This is a genomic window from Streptomyces sp. NBC_01235 (genome assembly GCF_035989285.1).
Lineage (GTDB): Bacteria > Actinomycetota > Actinomycetes > Streptomycetales > Streptomycetaceae > Streptomyces.
The window spans coordinates 6,934,884-6,955,953 of the sequence record NZ_CP108513.1 but is presented as its reverse complement, the minus strand read 5'-3'; the positions used below and the strand labels follow the sequence as shown (position 1 = coordinate 6,955,953).

Sequence of the window (21,070 nt, the reverse complement as noted above, 5' to 3'; positions counted from 1 at the left end):
GCCACATGTCGCAGCAACCCCTGCTCGCCGACCGCGGGTTCTACCTGGGCCCGCTGTTCCGGCGGGCGGCCGACCGCCACGGAGCCGTCTTCGTCACCCTGGACCGGCCGTTGGACACCCACCCCGACCTCGGCGTCGACCTCGACTACTCGGCCCTGGCCGACGTGGTCGAGGAGTTGTCGGGCCGGCTGTGGGCGGCGGGGGTGCGGCCCTCGGAGCAGGTGGTCGTCCACAAGACGGACAACGTCGACATCGTGCTGCTGACCTGCGCGGTCTCCCGTATCGGCGCGGTTCCCGTGCTCCTCTCCCCCGGTCTGGCCGGGCCGGTCGTCGGACAGCTTCTCGGACGGCTCCGGCAGCCGTGGCTGATCACCGACCGTGCCAAGCTGGACGGCCCGCTCGAGGGCGTCGACCTCTCCGGGCTCGTCCGGCGGACGCTCTCCGTCGACGACGCGCCCGGTGCCGAGCCCCTGGCGCGGCACGCCGGCGCCGAGGCTCCCGCGCCCGTGCGGCTGCACCCGCGCGAACCCGCCCTGATCACCCACAGCTCGGGCACCACCGGCGTCCCCAAGCTGGCGGTGCACTGCCCGAACACCATGTGGAACCGGCTCGTCCCGCAGAAGGCGATGGGCTGGCCCACCCGCGGTGAGACGGCGGCGCTGCACATGTCGTTCGTGCACTCGCGCTTCTACCATCTGCTCGGCGTCCTGCTGCACTTCGGCAGCCCGCTCGTGCTGATCACCGACCCGGAGCCGGCCGCCGTGGGGCCGCTGCTGGTCCGCCACCGGCCCGGCATCGTCGAGACCCATCCCAACACCTTCGTGCTGTGGGAGGAGCTGGCCGACGCGCCCGGAGCCCCACTGTCCCGGGTGAAGTCGTACGGCTCCACGTTCGACGCGATCCATCCGCGCACCGTTCGGCGGCTGTTGGGCGCGTCGAAGCGCCGGACGCCCTGGCTGATCCAGCTGTACGGGCAGAGCGAGACGGGGCCCGTCGCGTTCCAGTGGTTCACGCGGCGCAGCGCGGAGCGGGCGGACGGGCGCCGGGTCGGGATCGGGATCCCCGGGTTCACCCGGGTCCGGATCGCGGACCCCGACGGCCGTCCGGTCGCGCCGGGCACGCCCGGGCGGATCGAGGCCCGCACCCGGGGGCGCATCCTCACCTACCTGGGCGCGCGGGCGCAGTACGAGCGCCAGCTCGACGGCGGCTGGTGGCAGATGGGCGACATGGGCTACATGAGCCGGCTGGGCGCCCTGCGTCTGATCGACCGTGAGGTCGATCAGATCGACGCCGTGCACAGCAACCTGGAGGTCGAGGACGCCCTGATGGACCGGCTGGAGGAACTGCGTGAGGTCGTCATCGTGCCGGGCGCGGACCGCGAGCCGGTACCGGTGGTGTGTGTCCGGGGCGAACAGCCGCTGGATCCGGAGCGCTGGCGGGAGGCCACGGCCGATCTGCCCGCGATGGCCGAGCCGCGGCAGTGGCGGTTCGAGGAGCTGCCGATGACCGCCACCTGGAAGGTGAAGCGGGTGGAGATCACCCGCATGCTGACCGGGACGCGAGAGAGCGTGCGGGCGTGAACCCGGTGATCGTGGTGGGCGCCGGCCCGGTCGGTCTGTCGGCCGCGCTGGGCCTGCGTTCGCGCGGGCTGCCGGTCGTGCTCCTGGAGGCCGACCCCGAGGACCGCGAACGGCCGGGCAGCCGGGCCCTGTTCGTGCACCGCGAGACGCTGCGGCTGCTCGACGGGATGTCCCCGGGCCTGGCCGCCGAGATCACGGCGTACGGCCGGACCTGGCACACCCGGCGCACCCTCTACCGGGGCCGCGAGGTGTACTCCCGTACCTTCCCGCCCCCGTCCGGGCTGCCGCCCTTCACCAGCCTGCGCCAGCTGGACACCGAGCGCTTCCTGCGCGCCGCGTGCGAGCGGGCGGGGGTGGACTTCGTCTGGGACGCGCGGATCACGGGCGTCCACACCTCGCAGTCGGGTGTCACGCTGGCCGGCGAGGACGGACGGGAGTGGAGCGCCAGGTACGTCGTCGCCGCCGACGGCGCCCGCTCGGCGGTCCGGGGCGAGCTGGGCATCGCCATGGAGGGTGTGCGCGGCGAGGGCTTCCACGTCGTCGTGGACGTCGCCGACGTCCCGGGCGCCGAACAGCCGCTGGAACGGGTCTTCCACTACGAGCATCCGGGGGTCGGCGGGCGCAGTGTGATGCGGGTGCCGTTCACCGGGGGCTTCCAGGTGGACCTCCAGTGCCGCGACGACGACCCGGAGGAGGCCTACGGCACCGAGGACGCCGTACGGGAGTGGCTGCCCGGGGTCGTGGGCGACGGGTACGCCGACCGGATCCTGTGGGTGTCGACGTACCGCTTCCTGCGCAAGGTCGCGGCCTCCTTCACGGATCCGCACGGGCGGGTGCTGCTGGTCGGCGAGGCGGCGCATCTCTTCCCGCCGTTCGGGGCACGCGGCATGAACAGCGGGATCGCCGACGCGGCGGCGGCGGCGGAGGCCGTGGCGGCCGGAACGCCGGAGGCGGTGGCCGCCTTCGCGGACGTACGGCGGGCGGCGGGGCTGTTCAACAGCGAGGCCGCCGGGGTCGCCCTGGACCATCTGCGGCCACGGCGCCGGGTCGTACGGCTCCGGCAGCGGGCGGCTGCCGCCCTCGCGCCCGTGGTGCCGTCGTGCGGCTCCTGGCTGGAGCACGCGCCGTACGGGCCCCGGGGCGGGGCTCCGGCGGTGGCGGGCGGAAGGTACTGAGGAGGACCGAGTGGGTGCACAACTGACCGTCGGTGAAGGGCTGTCGACCTGGACGCCCAGTCGTGGGCTGACCGTCGCCCCGGAATCCGTGGCGGACGGGCCGCTGCTGGTCGCGGACTCGTGGCTGGTGCGCGAGGGCCGGGTGCGCGGGTACGGCCGGCACCGGGAGCGGTTTCTGCGGGCCTGCGCGCAGTGCGGCGGGCCGGGACCGCGCCGGCTCGTCGAGTTCTGGCAGGACGTGACCGCCGCGCTGCCGCGCACCGGCGAGTGGTTTCCCCGGGTTGAACTCGCCGCCGGCTCCCTGGAGTTGAGGCTGCGGCTGCGGCACGCCCCGCCGCTCGGCACGGAGATACGTCTCTGGTCCGTCGGCCAGCCGGACCGGCGGACCGCGCCCCGCCGCAAGGGCCCGGACCTGGACGTGCTGGCCCGGGTGCGGGGGCGGGCGGTCGAGGAAGGGGCCCAGGAAGGGGTGCTGGTCGGTCCGTCCGGGGCGGTGCTGGAGTCGGCGACCGCGAGCGTGCTGTGGTGGGAGGACGACTCGCTGTGCCTGCCGCCGCCCCGGCTCCCCGTCCTGCCCGGAGTGACCGTGGGTCTGATCCGGGAGCGGGCCTACCGCCTCGGCATCCCTGTCGTCCACCGCGAACGGACCGTGGCCGAGCTGGAGGGCCGTGAGGTGTGGCTGGTGAACGCGCTGCACGGGGTCCGGCCGGTGACGGGCTGGATCGGAGAACCGATGACAGCCGGCGCCGCGGCCCGGGCGGGGGAATGGCGGAATTGGCTGGACGGATTGCCGGAGTCGCTGCCGGATAAATAGAACCCTCCTACAGAGCCCGCAGGACCGATAAACGCGACGGGCATCGGCTGCTTTCGCCGATGCCCGCATTCTGCTGCGCTCCGCCGGCATCAGTCCTCGGCCGGCATTGTCCGGTATTACTTCTTGGCGGGCTGATAAGCCCCCGGCACCATACGCGTCGCGATCGCGATCCGGTTGTACGCGTTGATGACCGTGGCCGCCCAGATCAGCGCCGCCACCTGCGCCTCGTCGAAGACCGCCGCGGCCTCGGCGTAGACGTCGTCCGGCACATGACCGTCGGCCACGAAGGTCACGGCCTCGGTCAACGCCAGTGCGGCGCGCTCCCGTTCGGTGAAGAAGGGGGTCTCCCGCCAGGCGTTCAGCGCGTAGATGCGCTGCTCGGTCTCGTCCTGGGCCCGGGCGTCCTTCGTGTGCATGTCGAGGCAGAACGCGCAGCCGTTGAGCTGTGAGGCGCGGATCCTGATCAGTTCCAGGAGCTCGGGCTCGACCTTGGCTTCCTGTGCCGCGGAAACGGCGGCGCCGTGCAGGGACCCCATCGCGGCGGAAACATCGGGGGTTATCTTCTTGAGGGCCACGCGGGACACGGAATTGTTGTTCGTCATGGGGGAGACTCTATCCGGGAACTTCCGGGAACTCTATCCGGGAAAAGGAATTCCGGTGCCGTTCTCACCGAAAGGAAGCGCCCCGCACAACGCGTCCAGCGCGCCGGACCAGGCGTGGTCCGGCGGGGTCCCGTACCCCACGACGAGCGCGTCGAGCGGGTCGGTGACCGCGTCGGGGTGGCGGTAGCGGGGAGTGAGACCGTCGACCGCCAGGCCCTGGTAGGCCGCCGCCCGGACCACCGACGGCTCGGTGCCGGCCGGGAGCCGAAGGACGGCGTGCAGGCCCGCCGCGATGCCGGTGACACGGATGGCGGGTGCGCGGCCGGCCAGGGCGGACACCAGCGCGTCGCGGCGCCGGCGGTAGCGGGTGCGGGCCGCCCGGACATGGCGGTCGTACGCCCCCGACGTGATGAACTCCGCCAGCGTCAGCTGGTCCAGGACCCCGGAGGTGTCCACCCCGCCCTTGGCCGCCACCACCTCCTCCACCACACCCTGCGGCAGCACCATCCAGCCCAGCCGCAGCCCGGGGGCCAGGGACTTGCTCGCCGTACCCAGGTAGACCACGTGGTCGGGGTCCAGCCCCTGGAGGGCGCCGACGGGCTGGCGGTCGTAGCGGAACTCGCCGTCGTAGTCGTCCTCCAGGACCAGGCCTTTGGTGTGCCGCGCCCAGTCCACGACGGCCGCCCGCCGGTCGCGGTGCAGGGGCACGCCCATCGGGAACTGGTGGGCCGGGGTGAGCAGCACCGCGCTGGACCGCCCCGCCAACTCCCCCGTGTCCGTGCCCAGTTCGTCGAACGGCAGCGGGGTCGTGGCCAGACCCGACGCCGCCAGCAGACGCCAGTGCTCGTCCAGGCCGTACGACTCGACGGCGACCGTGCGCGCACCGCGCGCCCGCAGGACGGCAGTGAGGAGTTTCAGGCCGTGCGCGAACCCGGCGCACACCACGATGCGTTCGGGGTCGGCGCGCACTCCGCGGGCGCGGGAGAGGTAACCCGCGAGGGCGGTGCGCAGTTCGACGCGGCCACGGGGATCGCCGTAGCCGAGGGCGTCGGAGGGGGCGGCGGTGAGGGCGCGGCGGGCCGCCCTGAGCCACTCGGCGCGCGGGAAGGAGCCGAGGTCGGGGGTGCCGGGGCGCAGGTCGTAGGCGGGCCGGTGGTGTTCGGGTCGGCGGGGCGCCGACCCCGTCGGCGCAACCACCACTCTCCCCACCGCCACCCGCGTCCCCGAGCCCTGGCGGGCGGTGAGCCAGCCCTCGGCGACGAGGTCGGCGTAGGCGTCGGCGACCGTGTTGCGGGCGACGCCCAGGTCGACGGCGAGGGAGCGGGAGGAGGGCAGCCGGGTGCCCGGGGCGAGGCGGCCGGTGCGGACCGCCTCGCGCAGGGCGTCGGTCAGACCTCGGCGCAGGTGTGGTCCGGTCGGTTCCAGATGAAGGTCGACGCCCAGAGTGGCCCAAGCTTTCGGCATGGAAATGGACCATACCCCTGGGCCGCCTCGCTCCTAGGGTCGAGGGCATGACCACGAGCGACGACACCACGACGACCACCGAGTACGCCACCGGACAACCGGCCCGGATGCGCTGGGCCCAGCACGCCCCCGAGGTCTACAAGGCGATGGTCCGCCTCGACACCGCGGCCAAACAGGGGCTCGACCCCAAGCTGGTGGAGCTGGTGCGGCTGCGCGCCTCCCAGATCAACCACTGCGCGTTCTGCCTCGACATGCACACCAAGGACGCCCTCGCGGCCGGCGAGAGAGTCCAGCGCATCGTGCAGCTCCCCGCGTGGGAGGAGTCGCGGCACTTCTACACCGAGAAGGAGCTCGCGGCGATCGAGCTGACGGAGGCGGTCACGGTCCTCACGGACGGGTTCGTACCGGACGACGTGTACGAGCGGGCGTCCAAGCACTTCGAGGAGGCCGAGCTCGCCCAGCTCATCGCGACGATCACGGTGATCAACGCGTGGAACCGGTTCGGGGTGGCCACCCGCGCGGTGCCCGGGCACTACCAGGCGGGGGACTTCGGGTGACGGCACGCACGCGGCTCCTCGACCGCGAGGTCGGCCGGGCCATGTCCACGCTCAGCGCCGCCGCCAAGCAGGGGCTCGGCGATCCCGCGCTCGCCGAACTCGTCGTGATCCGCGCCTCGCAGCTCAACCACTGCGCGTTCTGCCTCGACATGCATCTCACGATCGCCCGCGAGCACGGCGTGAGCGAGAAGCAGCTGGACCTGCTGAGCGCGTGGGAGGAGGCGGGGGACGTCTTCGACGAGCGGGAGCGGGCCGCGCTCGCGCTGACGGAGGCGGTGACCGTCCTGACCGGGGGCACCTCCCAGGCTCTCGGCTCCGGGGGAGGCTTCGTGCCGGACGGGGTGTACGCGGACGCGGCCAGGCACTTCGACGACACGCGCCTGGCCCACCTCATCGCCCTGATCACCGCCATCAACAGCTGGAACCGGGTGATGGTCGCCCGCCGCATCCCGCCGGGGGGTTACACGCCATGAGCGAGGTGGACGTCTTCCGCCGGCTGCACCACGGCCGGCTCCCGGGCGACCCCCTCGTGCTGCCCGGCCCCTGGGACGCGGCCAGCGCACGGGTGTTCGCCGAGGCCGGGTACCCGGCGCTCGCGACGCCGAGCGCGGGCATCGCCGCCGCGCTCGGGTACGCGGACGGACGGACCCCGGCCGACGAGATGTTCGCGGCGGTCGCCCGGATCGTACGGGCGGTGGACGTGCCGGTGTCGGCGGACGTCGAGGGCGGCTACGGGCTGGCACCGAAGGAGCTGGTGGAGCGGCTGCTGGAGGCGGGCGCCGTCGGCTGCAACCTGGAGGACTCGGCCGGCGGCGTCCTCAAGGACCCGCGGGAGCACGCCGAGTGGCTCGCGCAGGTGCGGCGGGCGGCGGGCGACCGGCTCTTCGTGAACGCGCGCGTCGACACCTTCGCGTACGGCGACGGCGACCCCGACGATGCGATCGGGCGGGCGGCGGCGTACGTCGCGGCGGGCGCCGACTGCGTCTATCCGATCGGCGCCCCGGCGGACGTCCTGCCGTTGCTGCGGTCCGGGATCCGGGGGCCGGTCAATGTGTTCGCGCAGGCCGGCGCGGGCCCCTCGCCCACCGAACTCGGTGAACTCGGGGCCACGCGCGTCACGTTCGGGCCGGGCCTCCAGCGGCGTGCGCTGGCGGCTCTGCGGGAGATCGCCACGGAGCTTGCGCCGGTGTAGAGGTGCTCAGGACAGAGGTGTTCAGGACAGAGGTGTTCAGGACAGCCACGCCTTCCAGGTGGACGCGTGGCTGTCCACCCACTTCTTCGCCGCCTGCTCCGGGGTGAGCTTCTGGTCGGCGATCATCAGGGAGACCTCGTTCTGGTCCTCGGTCGTCCACCTGAACTTCTTCAGGAACGCGGCCGCCTTGCCGCCGTCCTTCGCGAAGTCCGCGTTGAGGTACTTCTGCAGCGGGGTGTGCGGGTAGCCGCAGGCCACCTTCGCCGGGTCGGCGTCGCAGCCCTCCTTGTAGGCGGGCAGCTTCACCTCCGTCATCGGGACCTTCTTGAACAGCCACTGCGGGGCGTACCAGTACGTCAGGAAGGGCTTCTTCTCCTTGGCGAACTGGCGGATCTGGGTGATCTGCGCGGCCTCGGAACCGGCGAACACGACCTGGTAGTCGAGCTTCAGGTTCTCCACCAGGGCCTTGTCGTTGGTGACATAGGACGGGGAGCCGTCCATGAGCTGGCCCTTGCCGCCGCTCTCGGCGGTGCGGAACAGGGACGCGTACCTGTCGAGGTTCTTCCAGTCGGTGATGTCCGGGTGCCGTTCGACGAGGTACGTCGGCACGTACCAGCCGATGTGCCCGGTGACGCCGAGGTCGCCGCCGCGCGCGATCGTCTTCTTGTCGTCGACGTACCGCTTCTCCTGGTCGGGGTGGCCCCAGTCCTCCAGGATCGCGTCGACCCGGCCCTGGCTGAGCGCGTCCCAGGCGGGGATCTCGTCGACCTGCACGGTGTCGACGCGGTAGCCGAGCTTGTGCTCCAAGAGGTACTGGGCGACGGCCACGTTCGCCTGCGCACCCACCCAGGACTGGACGGACAGGGTCAGGGTCTTCGCACCCTGGGCGTTGGCGAAGGGGGACGCCTGCTTGGTCATGTCGGCGGCGCCGCAGCCGGTCAGCAGCACAAGTGCGCCCACCATGGCGGTCGTCGTCATACGAACGCGCATGTCACGCTCCCTTCTTCGCGCGGCGTTCCGTCGGCTGTGTCACCCGGTCGAGCATCAGGCCCAGGCAGACGATCGCGGCGCCGGCCACCAGACCGGTCGCCAGGTCTCCCTGGGCGAGCCCGAAGACGGCGTCGTAGCCGAGCGCGCCGCCGCCGACCAGACCGCCGATGATGACGACGGCGAGGACGAGGACCACGCCCTGGTTCACGGCGAGCAGCAACGCGGGGCGGGCGAGCGGAAGTTGGACCTGGCGCAGCTGTTGCGTGCCGGTCGCGCCGAGGGACCGGGCCGACTCCATCGCCGCGGGGTCGACCTGGCGCAGGCCCTGCGCGGTGATCCGGACGACGGCGGGCAGCGCGTAGACGACGGCCGCCGCGACGGCGGGGGCGCGGCCGACGCCGAACAGGGCGACGACCGGGATCAGGTACACGAACTGCGGCAGCGTCTGGAACACGTCCAGGACGGGGCGCAGCAGCCGTTCGAAGCGGTCGTTGCGGGCGGCGGCGATGCCGGTCGCGAAGCCGAGGACGAGGGTGACGGCGACGGCGGCCAGCACCTGGGAGAGGGTGTCCAGGGACGGCTCCCACACGCCGAGCACGCCGGTCGCGGCGAGGGCGAGGACGGCGGTCAGCGCGGTGCGCCAGGTGCCGATCGGCCAGGCGATCGCGGCGACCAGCAGCAGCACCGCCCACCAGGGCAGCCCCTGCAGGCCGTCCCGGACGGGGTCGAGGACCCAGGTGGTGAAGTGGCCGGCCCAGTCGGCGGTGCCGCCGACGACGGGCACCCCCGAGTAGAGGTGGTCGGTCATCCAGCCGACGGCTTCGTTGACCGGGGCGGCGATGGTCACCGTCCAGGCGCCGGGCCAGTCGAGCCGGCCGGCCAGGCGTCCGGCGAGGGCCACGGCCACGGCGGCGGCACCGGCGTAGGCCCAGGCGGTCCACCGGGCAGGTGCGTCGCTCTCGTGTCCGGCGGCGGCCGTGACGCGGTCCAGGACGACCGCGAGCAGCACGATCGGGATGCCGGCGGCGAGGGCCGCGCCCACGTCCACCGAGGCCAGCGCCTGGTAGACACGGTCGCCGAGGCCGCCCGCGCCGATCACCGACGCGATGACCGCCATCCCCAGCGCCATCATGATCGTCTGGTTGAGGCCGAGGAGGAGTTCCTTGCGGGCCAGCGGGATCCGGGCGGTCAACAGGCGTTGGCGTGCGGTCGCGCCCAGCGACTCCACCGCCTCCAGGACCTCCTTGTCGGCGCCGCGCAGGCCGAGCGCGGTGAGCCGGGCCATGGGCGGGGCGGCGTAGACGACGGTGGCCAGGACGGCCGCCGGGACGCCGATGCCGAAGACGAGCACCACCGGGAGGAGGTACGCGAAGGCGGGCAGCACCTGCATGGTGTCCAGGACCGGGCGCAGGGCGCGGTCGAGGCGCTCGGAGAGACCGCCGGCCAGGCCGAGCAGCGCGCCCACCACGACCGACGTGAGGACGGCGACGACCATCAGGGCGAGCGTCTGCATCGTCGGCACCCACATGCCGAGCAGGCCGCAGGCCAGGAACGCCGCCGCCGTGCCGAGCGCGAGCCGCGCCCCGGCCACCCGCCAGGCGATCAGCGCGCCCGCCGCGGTGACCCCGGCCCAGCCGGCACCGAGCAGCAGCAGGTAGACGGCGCGTACGGAGAGGACGACACCGTTGCTGACGTAGCCGAAGAAGTAGAGGAACAGGGGGTGGCTGTCCCGGTTGTCGACGATCCAGTCGCTGGTGCTGGTGAGGGGTTCGGTGAGGTCGACGGTGAGCGCGTGCGGCCACGTTCCGCTGGACCAACGGGCGTTGGCCGACGGGACGAGGATCGCGGCGGCGAGCGCCAGGAGGAGGAGCTTGCGGGTGGCCTGGTGTTTGAGGAAGGCCGGTAGGGCGAGTCGGGGGCTGGGAACGGTGACCGTTGCCATCAGACGGCCTCCGTGTCGGTGCTCGCGGGGTGGGGCGCTTGCCCGCGCTCGGCGGGTGCCGCTTGCTTGGGGACGGGCGCCGCCCCACCGGCACGACTGCCCGCGGCCGCGGCCGCGGCGGCATCGCCGGTCGCGCCGGCGGTGGTGGCGGTTCCGGCGACGACGGCCAGGAGACCGTCCGAGTCGACCATGCCCACGCAACGACCCTCGTCCATGACCCGCGCCGGGGTGCCCGCTCGGGCGACCGCCTCGATGGCCTGGGACACGGTCGCGGTCGGGGACACCGCCGGGCCGGTCTCCGTCTCGCCCGCGGAGGCCGGCCGCATGGCCGTGCGGGCCGTCAGTACCTGCTCGCGCGGTACGTCACGGACGAACTCGCGGACGTAGTCGTCGGCCGGGGAGCCCACGATCTCCTCGGGGGTGCCCAGCTGCACCACGCGCCCGTCGCGCATCAGGGCGATGTGGTCGCCCAGCTTCAGCGCCTCGCTGAGGTCGTGCGTGATGAAGACCATCGTGCGGCCCTCCTCGCGGTGCAGCCGGACGACCTCCTCCTGCATGTCGCGCCGGATGAGCGGGTCGAGCGCGCTGAAGGGCTCGTCGAAGAGGAGGACCTCGGGGTCGACGGCCAACGCCCGTGCCAGACCGACGCGTTGCCGCTGGCCGCCGGAGAGCTGGGCGGGCCTGCGCTGTTCCATGCCGTCCAGGCCGACCTTCGCGACGACCTCCTTCGCCCGCGCCCGTCGCTCGGCACGGCCGATGCCCTGGATCTCCAGGCCGTACGCCACGTTGTCGAGGACCGTGCGGTGCGGGAGGAGGCCGAAGTGCTGGAAGACCATGGCGGCCCGGTGTCGGCGCAGTTCGCGCAGCCGGGTGCGGTCCATCGCGCGGACGTCCTCGCCGTCGACGGCGATCGTGCCGGCCGTCGGCTCGATCAGCCGGGTCAGGCAGCGCACGAGGGTGGACTTGCCGGAGCCGGACAGGCCCATCACGACGAAGACCTCGCCCTTGCGGACGTCGAAGGAGACGTCCCGGACGGCGGCCGTGCAGCCGGTGCGGGAGCGCAGCTCGGCGGGGGCCAGGGAGGCCAGTTCGGGGTCGGTGGGGATCGCCTCGGCCTTCGGGCCGAAGACCTTCCAGAGGCCGTCCACCGAGAAGACGGGGGCGTCGGTGTCCGTGGTGGGCGGCTTGCGGGTGGCAGGCGTGATGGTCATCGCGCATCGCCTCCGATCAGGTCGACGGCTTTCTCCCCGACCATCAGCACCCCGATCATCGGGTTGACGGCGGGCATGGTCGGGAACACGGACGCGTCGGCGATCCGGAGACCGTCCAGGCCGCGCACCTTCAACTGCGGGTCCACGACGGCGTGTTCGTCGTCGGCGGCGCCCATTCGGCAGGTGCCCGCCGGGTGGTACACGGTGTGCGCGACCTTGCGCGCGTACTCGCTCAGCTCCGCGTCGCCCGTGATGTGCGGGCCGGGGGCCACCTCGCGCTTGAGCCAGCCGGCCAGCGGCTCGGTCCGTGCGATCTCGCGGGCGATCCTGATGCCGTCGACGAGGGTGCGGCCGTCGTAGTCGTCCTCGTCGGTGAAGTAGCGGAAGTCGAGGGCGGGCTTCACGGACGGGTCCGCGCTTTGAAGGTACAGCCGGCCGCGGGACTTCGGCTTGGGGATGTTGGGGGTCATCGAGACGCCGTACGGCGGGCGTTCGTAGCCCAGCCGCTCCGGGTTGTCCGTGAAGGGGACCTGGTAGAAGTGGAACATCAGGTCCGGGCCCGCGTGTCCGGGGTCGCGGCGCACGAACAGGCCGGCGTCGGAGTCCATCGCGGAGTTCTGCGGGATCGGCCCGTGGGTCTCCCAGACGATCACCGACTCGGGGTGGTCGAGGAGGTTCTCGCCGACGCCGGGCAGGTCGTGGACGACGGGGATACCGAGGGCGTCCAGGTCGGCCTTCGGTCCGATGCCGGAGTGCAGGAGCAGGCGGGGCGAGTCGACGGCGCCCGCGCACAGCACGACCTCGCGGCGGGCCCGTACGAGGATCTCCTCGCCGTCCTTCATGCGGACGTGCACGCCCTGCGCGCGCGTGCCGTCCAGCTCCAGCCGGTACGCCCAGGTCTCCAGCAGGATCGTCAGGTTGGGCCGCTCGTCCATGACCGGGTGCAGGTACGCCACCGACGCGCTCGACCGCTTGTTGGTCTCGGGGTGGTAGGCGAGGTCGAAGAAGCCGACGCCGTCGGTGAAGGGCTTGCGGTTGAAGCCCTCGACGCGGGGTACCCCGACGGCCTGCTGCGCCGCTTCGACGAAGTCGCGTGCGATGGCGTTCCGGTCCTTCTCGTCGACCGGGACGATGTTGTTCAGCAGCCGCGCGTAGTACGCCTCCATGGGGACCGCGCCCCAGCCGTCGGCGCCGGCCGCCTCCCATTCGTCGAGGTCGGAGGGCAGCGGCTTGAAGGCGATGAGCGTGTTGTGGGAGGAACAGCCGCCCAGGACGCGGGCGCGGCTGTGCCGGATGTGGGAGTTGCCGCGCGGCTGCTCGGTGGTCGGGTAGTCGTAGTCGAGCTCGCCGCCGAGCAGGCCCGTCCAGCGGCGCAGGGTGAGGATGTCGTCGCGGCCGACGTCGCTGGGGCCGCCCTCGATGACGGCGACGGTGGTGTCGGGGTTCTCGGTCAGCCGGGAGGCGATGACAGAACCTGCGGTTCCGCCTCCGATGACGACATAGTCGTAGACGTGGGGGCTCTCAAACATGGGGGGGGTACTCCAGGGAGGTCTGAGCGGGCTGGGGCAGAGGGGCTCAGCCCGTGAACCAGCGGACGGGCCTCGGCGCGAGGTTCTGGTAGACGTGCTTGGTCTCGCGGTACTCGGCGAGCCCGGCCGGGCCGAGTTCGCGGCCCACACCGCTCTTTCCGAACCCGCCCCACTCCGCCTGCGGCAGGTAGGGGTGGAAGTCGTTGATCCAGACGGTGCCGTGGCGCAGCCGCCCGGCGACCCGCCGCGCCCGGCCCGCGTCGGCGGTCCAGACGGCGCCCGCGAGGCCGTACTCGGTGTCGTTGGCGAGCGCGACGGCCTCGGCCTCGGTGCGGAAGGTCTCGACGGTGAGGACCGGACCGAAGACCTCCTCCCGCACGACCCGCATCTCGCGGTGGCAGTGGTCGAGGACGGTGGGCTCGTAGAAGTAGCCGGACTCCGGACGGTGCGGGGCGGGTTCCGGGCGCCCGCCGCCGGACCGCAGCACCGCGCCCTCCGCGAGCGCGGAGGCGACGTACGCCTCGGTCTTGGCGCGCTGTTGCTCGGAGACGAGCGGCCCGCACTCGACGCCGTCCTCCGTGCCGCGGCCGAGCCGGATCTGCTCGGCCCTGCGGGCGAGTTCGGCGACGAAGCGGTCCCGGACCGACTCCTCGACGATGAGCCGGGAACCCGCCGAGCAGACCTGGCCGCTGTGGATGAAGGCCGCGTTGAGGGCCTGGTCGACGGCGGTGTCGAAGGCCTCGTCGGTGGCGCAGGCGTCGGCGAAGACCACGTTGGGGTTCTTGCCGCCGAGTTCGAGGGCGACCTTCTTGACGGTCGGGGCGGCCGCCTGCGCGACCTTCGTGCCGCTGGCCAGGCCGCCGGTGAAGGAGACGAGGCCGACGTCGGGGTGCTCGGCGAGCCGGGCGCCGACCGTGTGCCCGGGACCGGTGACGATGTTGGCCGCTCCGGCGGGGAGTCCGGCCTCGGCGAGCAGGTCGATGAGCGCGATCGTGGTCAGCGGGGTGATCTCGCTCGGCTTGACGACGAAGGTGTTGCCGGCGGCGAGCGCGGGCGCGATCTTCCAACTCGCTTGGAGGAGCGGGTAGTTCCAGGGGGTGATCAGCGCACAGACGCCGACGGGTTCGTGGACGACGACGCTGTGGACGTCGGCCGTGCCCGCGTCCACGACCCGGCCCGGGGCCTCGGCGGCGACCAGGCCGGCGAAGTAGCGGAAGGCGTCGGCGACGCAGTCGATGTCGACACGGCCCTCTTCGAGCGTCTTGCCCGCGTCCCGGCTCTCCAGCAGGCCGAGCCGTTCCCGGTCGCGCACGAGGAGGCCGGCGACGCGGTGCAGCAGGGCGGCGCGTTCCACGGCGGGGGTGCGCGGCCAGGCGCCCGTGCCGCCGTCGAAGGCGGCCAGGGCGGCCGAGACCGCCAGATCGGCGTCCTTCTCGTCGCCTTCCGCCACTACGGCGAAGGGTCGGCCGTCCGCGGGGTCGAGGATCTCGCGAGTGGCGCCCGAGGTTGCTTCCAGCCACTCGCCGCCTATGTGAATCGTCCGGCGCTCTCGCTGTTCCGGCTGTTCCGTCCTGTCGGCCATGATCGGTGTTGCCTTCCGTTCCTGTTCAGTCCCCCTGTGTCACCCGCGGGGCACTCTCGGGGACCGCGATCGCCTGCCCCCGCCTTCCGCTTGCATGCGCGATCCATGGCCGAAAGTGCGCTGCGTCACTGAGAATGCGGGCATATGGGGACAAGAGGAACAGTGATCGTTCAGCCGAGCGGGTCCTCCCCCACCCGGCCGTCGATCGACTCGCGGATCAGATCGGCGTGGCCGACGTGACGGACGTACTCCTCGATCAGGTCGACGGGTATGCGGCGCAGGAGGCGCTCGTCCACGGCGGAGCCGTCCTGATCGCCGCCTTCACCTGCGCTCCCCGCTGTTGGACCCGCGCGTCGTCCGCTCCGCGCGCCTGCGCGCCACCGCGCTCGGCATGACGACTGGCTTCTTTCGGCCTGTTCGCGCCGACTACCGGGGCACGGGCCGCTCCTCCCGTACGACGGGGAAGGCGCCGGGCGGCCCGACGAAGGAACCGGTCGGCTGACGGCCCCGCCCCCTCGCGCCGATCCAGCTGAGCCGAACGCACAGATCCCCGGGTGGCCGAAGTGAGGGCCGCCCGGGGATCAGGGAGTTGCTGCGCAGGATCAGATGAGGCCGAGGGCGCGGACCGCCTCGCGCTCCTCCGCCAGCTCCTGCACCGACGCGTCGATGCGGGCGCGGGAGAACTCGTTGACGTCCAGGCCCTGGACGATCTCGTACACGCCGTCCTTGGTGGTGACCGGGAAGGACGAGATCAGGCCCTCCGGGACGCCGTAGGAGCCGTCCGACGGGATGCCCATGGAGGCCCAGTCGCCGTCCGCCGTGCCGTTGACCCAGGTGTGGACGTGGTCGATGGCGGCGTTGGCGGCGGAGGCGGCCGAAGAGGCGCCGCGCGCCTCGATGATGGCCGCGCCACGCTTGGCGACGGTCGGGATGAAGTCCTCGGCCAGCCACTTCTCGTCGTTCACGGTCTCGGCGGCGTTCTTGCCGGCGATCGTGGCGTGGAAGATGTCCGGGTACTGGGTCGCGGAGTGGTTGCCCCAGATGGTCAGACGCTTGATGTCGGCGACCGTCGAGCCCGTCTTCTTCGCGAGCTGGGTCAGCGCGCGGTTGTGGTCCAGGCGGGTCATCGCGGTGAAGCGCTCGGCCGGTACGTCGGGCGCGGCGGCCTGGGCGATCAGGGCGTTGGTGTTGGCCGGGTTGCCGACGACGAGGACCTTGATGTCGTCCGCGGCGTGGTCGTTGATGGCCTTGCCCTGCGGCTTGAAGATGCCGCCGTTGGCCTCCAGGAGGTCACCGCGCTCCATGCCCTTGGTGCGCGGGCGGGCGCCGACGAGGAGGGCGACGTTGGTGCCGTCGAAGGCGACGTTCGGGTCGTCCGTGATGTCGATGCCCGAAAGGAGCGGGAAGGCGCAGTCGTCGAGCTCCATGGCCGTGCCCTCGGCGGCCTTCAGCGCCGGGGTGATCTCCAGCAGGCGCAGCCTGACCGGCACGTCCGCGCCGAGCAGCTGGCCGGAGGCGATGCGGAAGAGCAGGGCGTAACCGATCTGGCCGGCCGCGCCGGTGACGGTGACGTTCACGGGAGTGCGGGTCATGGCGTTCTCCGTATGACAGCTGTCGGTGGGGCGTCCCTGCCCCGGGTGGGACGTACAAATGATCGATCTCTTGGTATCAAGAGATCCGACCAGCGGTCAGGCTATCGCGCATCCGGGATCCCGGACGTCCGGGGTTGTGTGGCCCGTCCCACAGAGTGGTCCTCGCTGTACACGCGCGGCACGGGAAGCGGCGGCCGCCGGTCCGGGAGAGGAGGAACCGAGCGGCCGCCGTGGTGGGGGTACCGGGTCGCGCCGGACTCCCGTGGGGGTACGGTTCGCGTGCCCCGGACGCACGGGGCTATTCCTCTCGCCGCCGCCTTTTTCTTCCCGGCGGCCACGCGCTACGGCGTGCACCCCGTCTGCCCGGACGCCAGCACCGCGCACGCCTTCGCGTCCTCCGCCTTCTTCACCGCCACCATCGGCGTGTACGCGATGGTGTCGCCGGCCACCGTGATGCTGCCGGTCTGCCGCACCGGCCCGACGGTCACCCGCACCCCGTCCCCCTGCGCGGCCTGCGTGATCCGGCCCCAGGCCGCCTGACAGGTCCTGCTGTAGCGGACCTCGACCAGGGCCGTCCCGACCGTCGCGGTCTTCGCCGTCTCCACGAGGTCGCCGCTGCACCCCATCTCCTCCGCGTCCCGGCCCGTGCAGCCGGAACCGCTGCACAGCACCCCGGAGGGCAGGACGGGGGCCGAACTGACCGACGGAGACGGCGACTTGACCGTGCCCACCGCCTGCTTCGCGTCCCCGCCGTCGGTCAGGAGGAACGCGCCCACGACAACGATCACCACCCCCACCACCCCGGCGAGGAACAGCGCCGTCCGCCCCGGACCGGCACCCGGGGCCCCGGAGCCACCGGACGAGCCGGACGGGCCGGACGGGCCGGACGAGCCGGACGGGCTGGACGGGCTGGACGGGCCGGACGAGCGGGGCGAGCCGGACGGGCTGGACGAGCCGGACGGGCTGGACGAGCGGGGCGAGCCGGACGGGCTGGACGGGCCGGATGAGCCGGGCGAGCCGGACGGGCTGGACGGGCCGGATGAGCCGGGCGAGCCGGACGGGCCGGACGAGCGGGGCGAGCCGGACGAGCCGGACGAGCCGGATGAGCCGGGCGAGCCGGATGAGCCGGATGAGCCGGGCGAGCCGGACGAGCGGGGCGAGCCGGACGGGACCGGCGACGACGGCATCGTCGGCGACACCCCGGCCGGGCCCGCGATGCCGGGGGTCACCGCGACCCGCGCCTCGGCCTCTTCCCGCCCCTCACCGCTCTCCCGCCCCTCGCCGCCCTCCCGCACCCCGGGCGGCGGCCCGAACTCCCCCAGCGCGGCCCGCGCCTGGGCGATCCGGACGGCCTCCATGGTCCGGTCGTGCCGCATCTCCGAGCGGCTCCAGGCACGCTCGGCCAATTCCCACATGGTGGTCAGATGGATCAGAGGCGTGCCGGTGACCTCGGCCAGCGCGACGATCGCACCCTTGGGAGCGAGCAGCCGGCCGTTGAGGTAACGCTCCCAGGACGTCTTGCTGTAGCCCGTGCGGTCGGCCACCGCCGCGACACTCAGTCCCGCACGGTCCACCACCCGCCGCAACTGCTCGGCGAACTCCCGCAGCTGCGGGTCGAGTTCGTCCGGCAGAGCCCTCCACCGAGGCATCGACCCCCCTCCCTCCGCCAAGTCCCCCATCGGCCACGTTAGACCCGATGTACAGACGATTCGGGGCACATCCCCGAACTGTCAACGTATCGACACGACGAGCACACATCAGCCGAAGGCGACCGCTCCCCCGACGGCCGTGAGCAGCAGGGCGAGCAGGAGCAGGACCGCGTAGAGCAGAAGGCGTCCGGCGGGGCGCGGCGAGGGCGGGGCGGGTTCCTCCAGACGGTCCCACCAGGGGATCGTCGGATCGTCCTCGTACTCCTCGGCCGGGTTCGCCGACGCCGGCCGCGGCCAGGCCTCGACCGCCAGTTCCCAGCGCACGACATGGCGTTCGGCCTCCGCACCGGCCAGCCCCGCGACCTTGCACAGCGCGGCGACGGCCTGCCGGGGCGGCGGCTGGACGGCGTTGAGATAGCGCTGCCAGGAGGACTTGCTGTACGCGGTGCGCGCGCCGAGCGCGGCCAGGCTGAGGCCCGTACCGTCCTTGAGCTGCCGCAACTGTTCCACGAAGTGCCGGACTTCCGACGGCAGCCCGTCCGGCAGCGGCTGCCAGGCGCCCATCCCGCCCACCTCTCCTTCGATCCGTTGAGGGGACGACGGGCGACGGCCGGACGGTTCCCGCGGCCGGGCGGCCGTGACGGCGCGCGCACTCCGTGGCGGAACGGTCACTTCCGTGCCACAGCGTCCGGACAGCTGTTGAACGGGCAGTTCACGGTGGGGGAGCGTGGAACGCGTCGGCGGCCCGTCCTTCTCGGGGGATGGGGACGGGCCGCCGTACACGTGTGTACGTGAGGTACGTACGCCGGGTTCAGCTGCTGACCGTGAAGTGCAGGGTGTCCTTCAGGAACGGGATCTGGAGCCACGGATCGGGCTGCGCCATCAGCGCCAGCAGGACGATCGCGGTGCCCAGCACACCGTAGGTCGCGATGTCGGTGAAGCGGGAGCGGACGGCGAGCATGCCGACGCCGGGCAGCAGCCAGCGCAGGACCGCGCCGGTCAGCAGTCCGACGCCGATCAGGACGGTGCCGATCCGGAACACGTCGAGCGCGGTCAGCAGCAGGCCGAGCGCGACGATGCCCAGGACGGCGATGATCGGCCACTGCCGGGCGGCCAGCGCGTCGCCCGGTGCGGCCCGGCCGCCGCCCTCGGGACGCGCGGTGTCCCGGGTGAACTTCGGGAAGCGGCGGGTGGTGCGGCGCGGCACGCCGTCGACGTCGGGGGCGCTGACGGGGTCGCGCACCTCGATGTCGTCCATGTCCTCGGCCTTGCCGGAGGTGCCTTCAGGCGACACTGCGCTCCGCCGCCTCGACCACGTTGACGAGCAGCTGGGCACGGGTCATCGGGCCGACGCCGCCGGGGTTCGGGGAGATCCAGCCGGCCACCTCGCGGACGTCCGGGTGGACGTCGCCCACGATCTTCCCCTCCGCGTTGCGGGAGACGCCGACGTCGAGGACGGCCGCGCCCGGCTTGACGTCCTCGGCCCGGACCAGGTGGGCGGAACCGGCGGCGGCGACGATGACGTCCGCCCGCTTCAGGTGCGCCGAGAGGTCCCGGGTGCCGGTGTGGCACTGCGTCACCGTCGCGTTCTCGCTGCGCCGGGTCAGCAGCAGCGGCATCGGGCGGCCGATGGTGACGCCGCGGCCGACGACCACGACCTCGGCGCCCTTGATCTCGACGCCGTACCGGCGCAGCAGCGTGAGCACGCCGTTGGGGGTGCAGGGCAGCGGGGCGGGCTCATTGAGGACCAGCCGACCGAGGTTCATCGGGTGCAGGCCGTCGGCGTCCTTGGCCGGATCCATGAGTTCCAGGATCCGGTTCTCGTCGATGCCCCTGGGCAGCGGCAGCTGGACGATGTAGCCGGTGCAGGCGGGGTCGTCGTTCAGCTCGCGGACGGCCGCCTCGATCTCCTCCTGGGTGGCCGTGGCGGGCAGCTCGCGCTGGATGGAGGCGATGCCGACCTCGGCGCAGTCACGGTGCTTGCCGGCGACGTACTTCTGGCTGCCGGGGTCGGTGCCGACGAGGATCGTGCCGAGGCCGGGCGTCACGCCCTTCTCCTTCAGCGCCGCCACGCGGGCGGTCAGATCGGACTTGATCTCGGCTGCGGTGGCCTTGCCATCGAGAATCTGGGCGGTCATGGGCCCATCCTCCCGGATGACTGGCCCCGGGTTCCAATCCGGGTGACGCCGTACGGGGCCCGGACGGGACCTGGGCAGGGTCCGGACCTGTGCGGAGGTGATCGATGATGTTGCACTTGCACAACACCTCGGGAATGCCACGGAATGCGGCTGGACAACAAACCGGCCATTGCAGAACGATTGATGCCACAGTGCCGCGGGCAGTACCGGGGGGACGACCGCATCTGTAGACCTTCCTCCTAATCAGGCCGCCCGTCGTCCCCGCACTCGAGTGCACACGGAGGAAGGACCGCCATGAGTTTCGGCGACCCGAACAACCCCTACGGCCCGCCCCAGGGCCAGCCGCCCGGCTATCCGCCGCAGGCCCCGCCCCCTCAGCAGCCCGGATACGGCTACCCCACCGCCCCCCAGGGCCAGCCCGGCTACGGCTACCCGCAGGCCCCGCCGGTCCAGGGATACGGCTACGGCGTCCCGCAGGAGATGCCCGGCCTGGTCAAGACCGCCCGGGTGCTGCTGTTCATCATCGCCGGTCTCCAGCTCCTGGCAGGTGTCTTCATCGGCATCGTGGGCGGCCTCATGCAGGACGCCTCCAACGGCTTCGGCTCCGGCGACGACACAGGCACCGCGACCGGCGTGCTCGTCGGGGTCGGTCTGCTGATGCTGGCGCTGGGCGCCCTGTCGATCTTCCTGGGCGTCAAGTTCAAGACCGGTCGCGGGGGCATCCGCATCACCACGATGGTCTACTCCTCGCTGATGATCCTGGGCAGCCTGGCCAACATCGTGCAGGGCGGTGGCGGTTCGGGCACCTTCGGGGGCATCATCTCGCTCGCCTTCGGCGGCATCATCCTCTCCGCGATGATCAGCGGCGGGGCCTGGTTCAACCGTCCGCGGTACTGACGGCAGCGGACAGACCAGCGGCAGAGAGATCACCGGTCCAACGGCGGCCGTCCCCGCGTGGACGACAACATCCGCTCGCACCGCTGGGTGACCGCCGGCGAATGCGCGACCTGGCTGACCTGAGCCACCGAACGAAGGGCGGGCGGTCCGGCGACA

The 21,070-nt window shown here is 72.5% G+C and carries 20 protein-coding genes; 7 read left to right on the top strand and 13 right to left on the bottom strand.

The features are described 5' to 3' along the window. The first annotated feature begins 5 nt into the window (after nucleotides 1–5). From OG289_RS31265 to OG289_RS31255, 3 genes are read left to right on the top strand one after another with little or no spacing between them, the layout of a single operon-like run. On the top strand, nucleotides 6–1,580 hold the full coding sequence (locus tag OG289_RS31265) for a class I adenylate-forming enzyme family protein (RefSeq protein ID WP_327317386.1): 1,575 nt from the start codon (nucleotides 6–8) through the stop codon (nucleotides 1,578–1,580). Further along, the gene (locus tag OG289_RS31260) at nucleotides 1,577–2,755 is read left to right on the top strand and encodes an FAD-dependent monooxygenase (protein ID WP_327317385.1); all 1,179 of its coding nucleotides are present in this window, start codon (nucleotides 1,577–1,579) and stop codon (nucleotides 2,753–2,755) included. Before OG289_RS31265 ends, OG289_RS31260 begins: the two co-directional genes overlap by 4 nt. Before the next feature lie 10 nt (nucleotides 2,756–2,765). Beyond that, nucleotides 2,766–3,569: an aminotransferase class IV gene (locus OG289_RS31255; RefSeq protein WP_327317384.1), complete on the top strand. Its 804-nt coding sequence runs from the start codon at nucleotides 2,766–2,768 to the stop codon at nucleotides 3,567–3,569. A gap of 116 nt (nucleotides 3,570–3,685) precedes the next feature. On the opposite strand, the gene OG289_RS31250 is transcribed toward OG289_RS31255, so the two are convergent. Both OG289_RS31250 and pdxR read right to left on the bottom strand, forming a co-directional pair. After that, entirely contained in the window at nucleotides 3,686–4,171 is a 486-nt protein-coding gene (locus OG289_RS31250) for a carboxymuconolactone decarboxylase family protein (protein ID WP_327317383.1), read from the bottom strand. Nucleotides 4,172–4,204: 33 nt separating this feature from the next. Beyond that, nucleotides 4,205–5,635 (bottom strand): MocR-like pyridoxine biosynthesis transcription factor PdxR, encoded by a 1,431-nt coding sequence (gene pdxR, locus OG289_RS31245; protein ID WP_327317382.1) that lies wholly within the window; start codon nucleotides 5,633–5,635, stop codon nucleotides 4,205–4,207. 47 nt (nucleotides 5,636–5,682) lie between these two features. Between pdxR and OG289_RS31240 the strand changes: the two genes are divergently transcribed. The 3 genes from OG289_RS31240 to OG289_RS31230 are packed head-to-tail and all read left to right on the top strand — an operon-like array spanning nucleotide 5,683 to nucleotide 7,384. Then, nucleotides 5,683–6,192 (top strand): carboxymuconolactone decarboxylase family protein, encoded by a 510-nt coding sequence (locus tag OG289_RS31240; RefSeq protein WP_327317381.1) that lies wholly within the window; start codon nucleotides 5,683–5,685, stop codon nucleotides 6,190–6,192. Then, nucleotides 6,189–6,665: a carboxymuconolactone decarboxylase family protein gene (locus tag OG289_RS31235; protein WP_327317379.1), complete on the top strand. Its 477-nt coding sequence runs from the start codon at nucleotides 6,189–6,191 to the stop codon at nucleotides 6,663–6,665. Before OG289_RS31240 ends, OG289_RS31235 begins: the two co-directional genes overlap by 4 nt. Further along, nucleotides 6,662–7,384: an isocitrate lyase/PEP mutase family protein gene (locus tag OG289_RS31230; RefSeq protein ID WP_327317378.1), complete on the top strand. Its 723-nt coding sequence runs from the start codon at nucleotides 6,662–6,664 to the stop codon at nucleotides 7,382–7,384. Before OG289_RS31235 ends, OG289_RS31230 begins: the two co-directional genes overlap by 4 nt. Before the next feature lie 36 nt (nucleotides 7,385–7,420). Here the strand turns inward: OG289_RS31230 and OG289_RS31225 are convergent, their stop codons facing one another. From OG289_RS31225 to OG289_RS31175, 11 genes are all read right to left on the bottom strand, one after another. After that, nucleotides 7,421–8,374, bottom strand: a complete 954-nt coding sequence (locus OG289_RS31225; RefSeq protein WP_327317377.1) for an ABC transporter substrate-binding protein — start codon at nucleotides 8,372–8,374, stop codon at nucleotides 7,421–7,423. Nucleotide 8,375: 1 nt separating this feature from the next. Next, nucleotides 8,376–10,316: an ABC transporter permease gene (locus tag OG289_RS31220; protein WP_327317376.1), complete on the bottom strand. Its 1,941-nt coding sequence runs from the start codon at nucleotides 10,314–10,316 to the stop codon at nucleotides 8,376–8,378. Further along, on the bottom strand, nucleotides 10,316–11,527 hold the full coding sequence (locus OG289_RS31215) for a quaternary amine ABC transporter ATP-binding protein (RefSeq protein ID WP_327317375.1): 1,212 nt from the start codon (nucleotides 11,525–11,527) through the stop codon (nucleotides 10,316–10,318). The genes OG289_RS31220 and OG289_RS31215 overlap by 1 nt, the downstream gene beginning before the upstream one ends. Further along, nucleotides 11,524–13,056, bottom strand: coding sequence for a GMC family oxidoreductase (locus OG289_RS31210; RefSeq protein ID WP_327317374.1), 1,533 nt, complete (start codon nucleotides 13,054–13,056; stop codon nucleotides 11,524–11,526). Before OG289_RS31210 ends, OG289_RS31215 begins: the two co-directional genes overlap by 4 nt. 46 nt (nucleotides 13,057–13,102) lie before the next feature. Then, nucleotides 13,103–14,638, bottom strand: coding sequence for an aldehyde dehydrogenase family protein (locus OG289_RS31205; protein ID WP_327317372.1), 1,536 nt, complete (start codon nucleotides 14,636–14,638; stop codon nucleotides 13,103–13,105). A 170-nt stretch (nucleotides 14,639–14,808) separates the two neighbouring features. Continuing rightward, on the bottom strand, nucleotides 14,809–15,186 hold the full coding sequence (locus OG289_RS31200) for a mycothiol transferase (RefSeq protein WP_327320855.1): 378 nt from the start codon (nucleotides 15,184–15,186) through the stop codon (nucleotides 14,809–14,811). A 54-nt stretch (nucleotides 15,187–15,240) separates the two neighbouring features. Continuing rightward, the gene (locus OG289_RS31195; RefSeq protein WP_327317371.1) at nucleotides 15,241–16,230 is read right to left on the bottom strand and encodes a malate dehydrogenase; all 990 of its coding nucleotides are present in this window, start codon (nucleotides 16,228–16,230) and stop codon (nucleotides 15,241–15,243) included. A gap of 341 nt (nucleotides 16,231–16,571) precedes the next feature. Beyond that, nucleotides 16,572–17,879, bottom strand: a complete 1,308-nt coding sequence (locus tag OG289_RS31190; RefSeq protein ID WP_327317370.1) for a helix-turn-helix domain-containing protein — start codon at nucleotides 17,877–17,879, stop codon at nucleotides 16,572–16,574. 108 nt (nucleotides 17,880–17,987) lie between these two features. After that, nucleotides 17,988–18,443: a helix-turn-helix domain-containing protein gene (locus tag OG289_RS31185; protein ID WP_327317368.1), complete on the bottom strand. Its 456-nt coding sequence runs from the start codon at nucleotides 18,441–18,443 to the stop codon at nucleotides 17,988–17,990. Nucleotides 18,444–18,690: 247 nt separating this feature from the next. Then, nucleotides 18,691–19,137, bottom strand: coding sequence for a DUF3017 domain-containing protein (locus tag OG289_RS31180; RefSeq protein WP_327320854.1), 447 nt, complete (start codon nucleotides 19,135–19,137; stop codon nucleotides 18,691–18,693). 25 nt (nucleotides 19,138–19,162) lie between these two features. Next, nucleotides 19,163–20,017, bottom strand: a complete 855-nt coding sequence (locus OG289_RS31175; RefSeq protein WP_327317367.1) for a bifunctional methylenetetrahydrofolate dehydrogenase/methenyltetrahydrofolate cyclohydrolase — start codon at nucleotides 20,015–20,017, stop codon at nucleotides 19,163–19,165. A gap of 294 nt (nucleotides 20,018–20,311) precedes the next feature. Here OG289_RS31175 and OG289_RS31170 point away from each other — a divergent pair, with 294 nt between their 5' ends. Further along, a complete protein-coding gene (locus OG289_RS31170; RefSeq protein WP_327317366.1) occupies nucleotides 20,312–20,914 on the top strand; it encodes a hypothetical protein in 603 nt (200 codons plus the stop codon). Nucleotides 20,915–21,070 lie beyond the last annotated feature (156 nt).

Bases quoted from the DNA above. Each gene is read 5' to 3' on its own strand.
- OG289_RS31265 (WP_327317386.1), top strand. From the start codon at position 6: ATGTCGCAGCAACCCCTGCTCGCCGACCGCGGGTTCTACCTGGGCCCG.
- OG289_RS31250 (WP_327317383.1), bottom strand. From the start codon at position 4,171: ATGACGAACAACAATTCCGTGTCCCGCGTGGCCCTCAAGAAGATAACC.
- pdxR (WP_327317382.1), bottom strand. From the start codon at position 5,635: ATGCCGAAAGCTTGGGCCACTCTGGGCGTCGACCTTCATCTGGAACCG.
- OG289_RS31240 (WP_327317381.1), top strand. From the start codon at position 5,683: ATGACCACGAGCGACGACACCACGACGACCACCGAGTACGCCACCGGA.
- OG289_RS31230 (WP_327317378.1), top strand. From the start codon at position 6,662: ATGAGCGAGGTGGACGTCTTCCGCCGGCTGCACCACGGCCGGCTCCCG.
- OG289_RS31225 (WP_327317377.1), bottom strand. From the start codon at position 8,374: ATGCGCGTTCGTATGACGACGACCGCCATGGTGGGCGCACTTGTGCTG.
- OG289_RS31220 (WP_327317376.1), bottom strand. From the start codon at position 10,316: ATGGCAACGGTCACCGTTCCCAGCCCCCGACTCGCCCTACCGGCCTTC.
- OG289_RS31215 (WP_327317375.1), bottom strand. From the start codon at position 11,527: ATGACCATCACGCCTGCCACCCGCAAGCCGCCCACCACGGACACCGAC.
- OG289_RS31210 (WP_327317374.1), bottom strand. From the start codon at position 13,056: ATGTTTGAGAGCCCCCACGTCTACGACTATGTCGTCATCGGAGGCGGA.
- OG289_RS31205 (WP_327317372.1), bottom strand. From the start codon at position 14,638: ATGGCCGACAGGACGGAACAGCCGGAACAGCGAGAGCGCCGGACGATT.
- OG289_RS31195 (WP_327317371.1), bottom strand. From the start codon at position 16,230: ATGACCCGCACTCCCGTGAACGTCACCGTCACCGGCGCGGCCGGCCAG.
- OG289_RS31190 (WP_327317370.1), bottom strand. From the start codon at position 17,879: ATGCCTCGGTGGAGGGCTCTGCCGGACGAACTCGACCCGCAGCTGCGG.
- OG289_RS31185 (WP_327317368.1), bottom strand. From the start codon at position 18,443: ATGGGCGCCTGGCAGCCGCTGCCGGACGGGCTGCCGTCGGAAGTCCGG.
- OG289_RS31180 (WP_327320854.1), bottom strand. From the start codon at position 19,137: ATGGACGACATCGAGGTGCGCGACCCCGTCAGCGCCCCCGACGTCGAC.
- OG289_RS31175 (WP_327317367.1), bottom strand. From the start codon at position 20,017: ATGACCGCCCAGATTCTCGATGGCAAGGCCACCGCAGCCGAGATCAAG.
- OG289_RS31170 (WP_327317366.1), top strand. From the start codon at position 20,312: ATGAGTTTCGGCGACCCGAACAACCCCTACGGCCCGCCCCAGGGCCAG.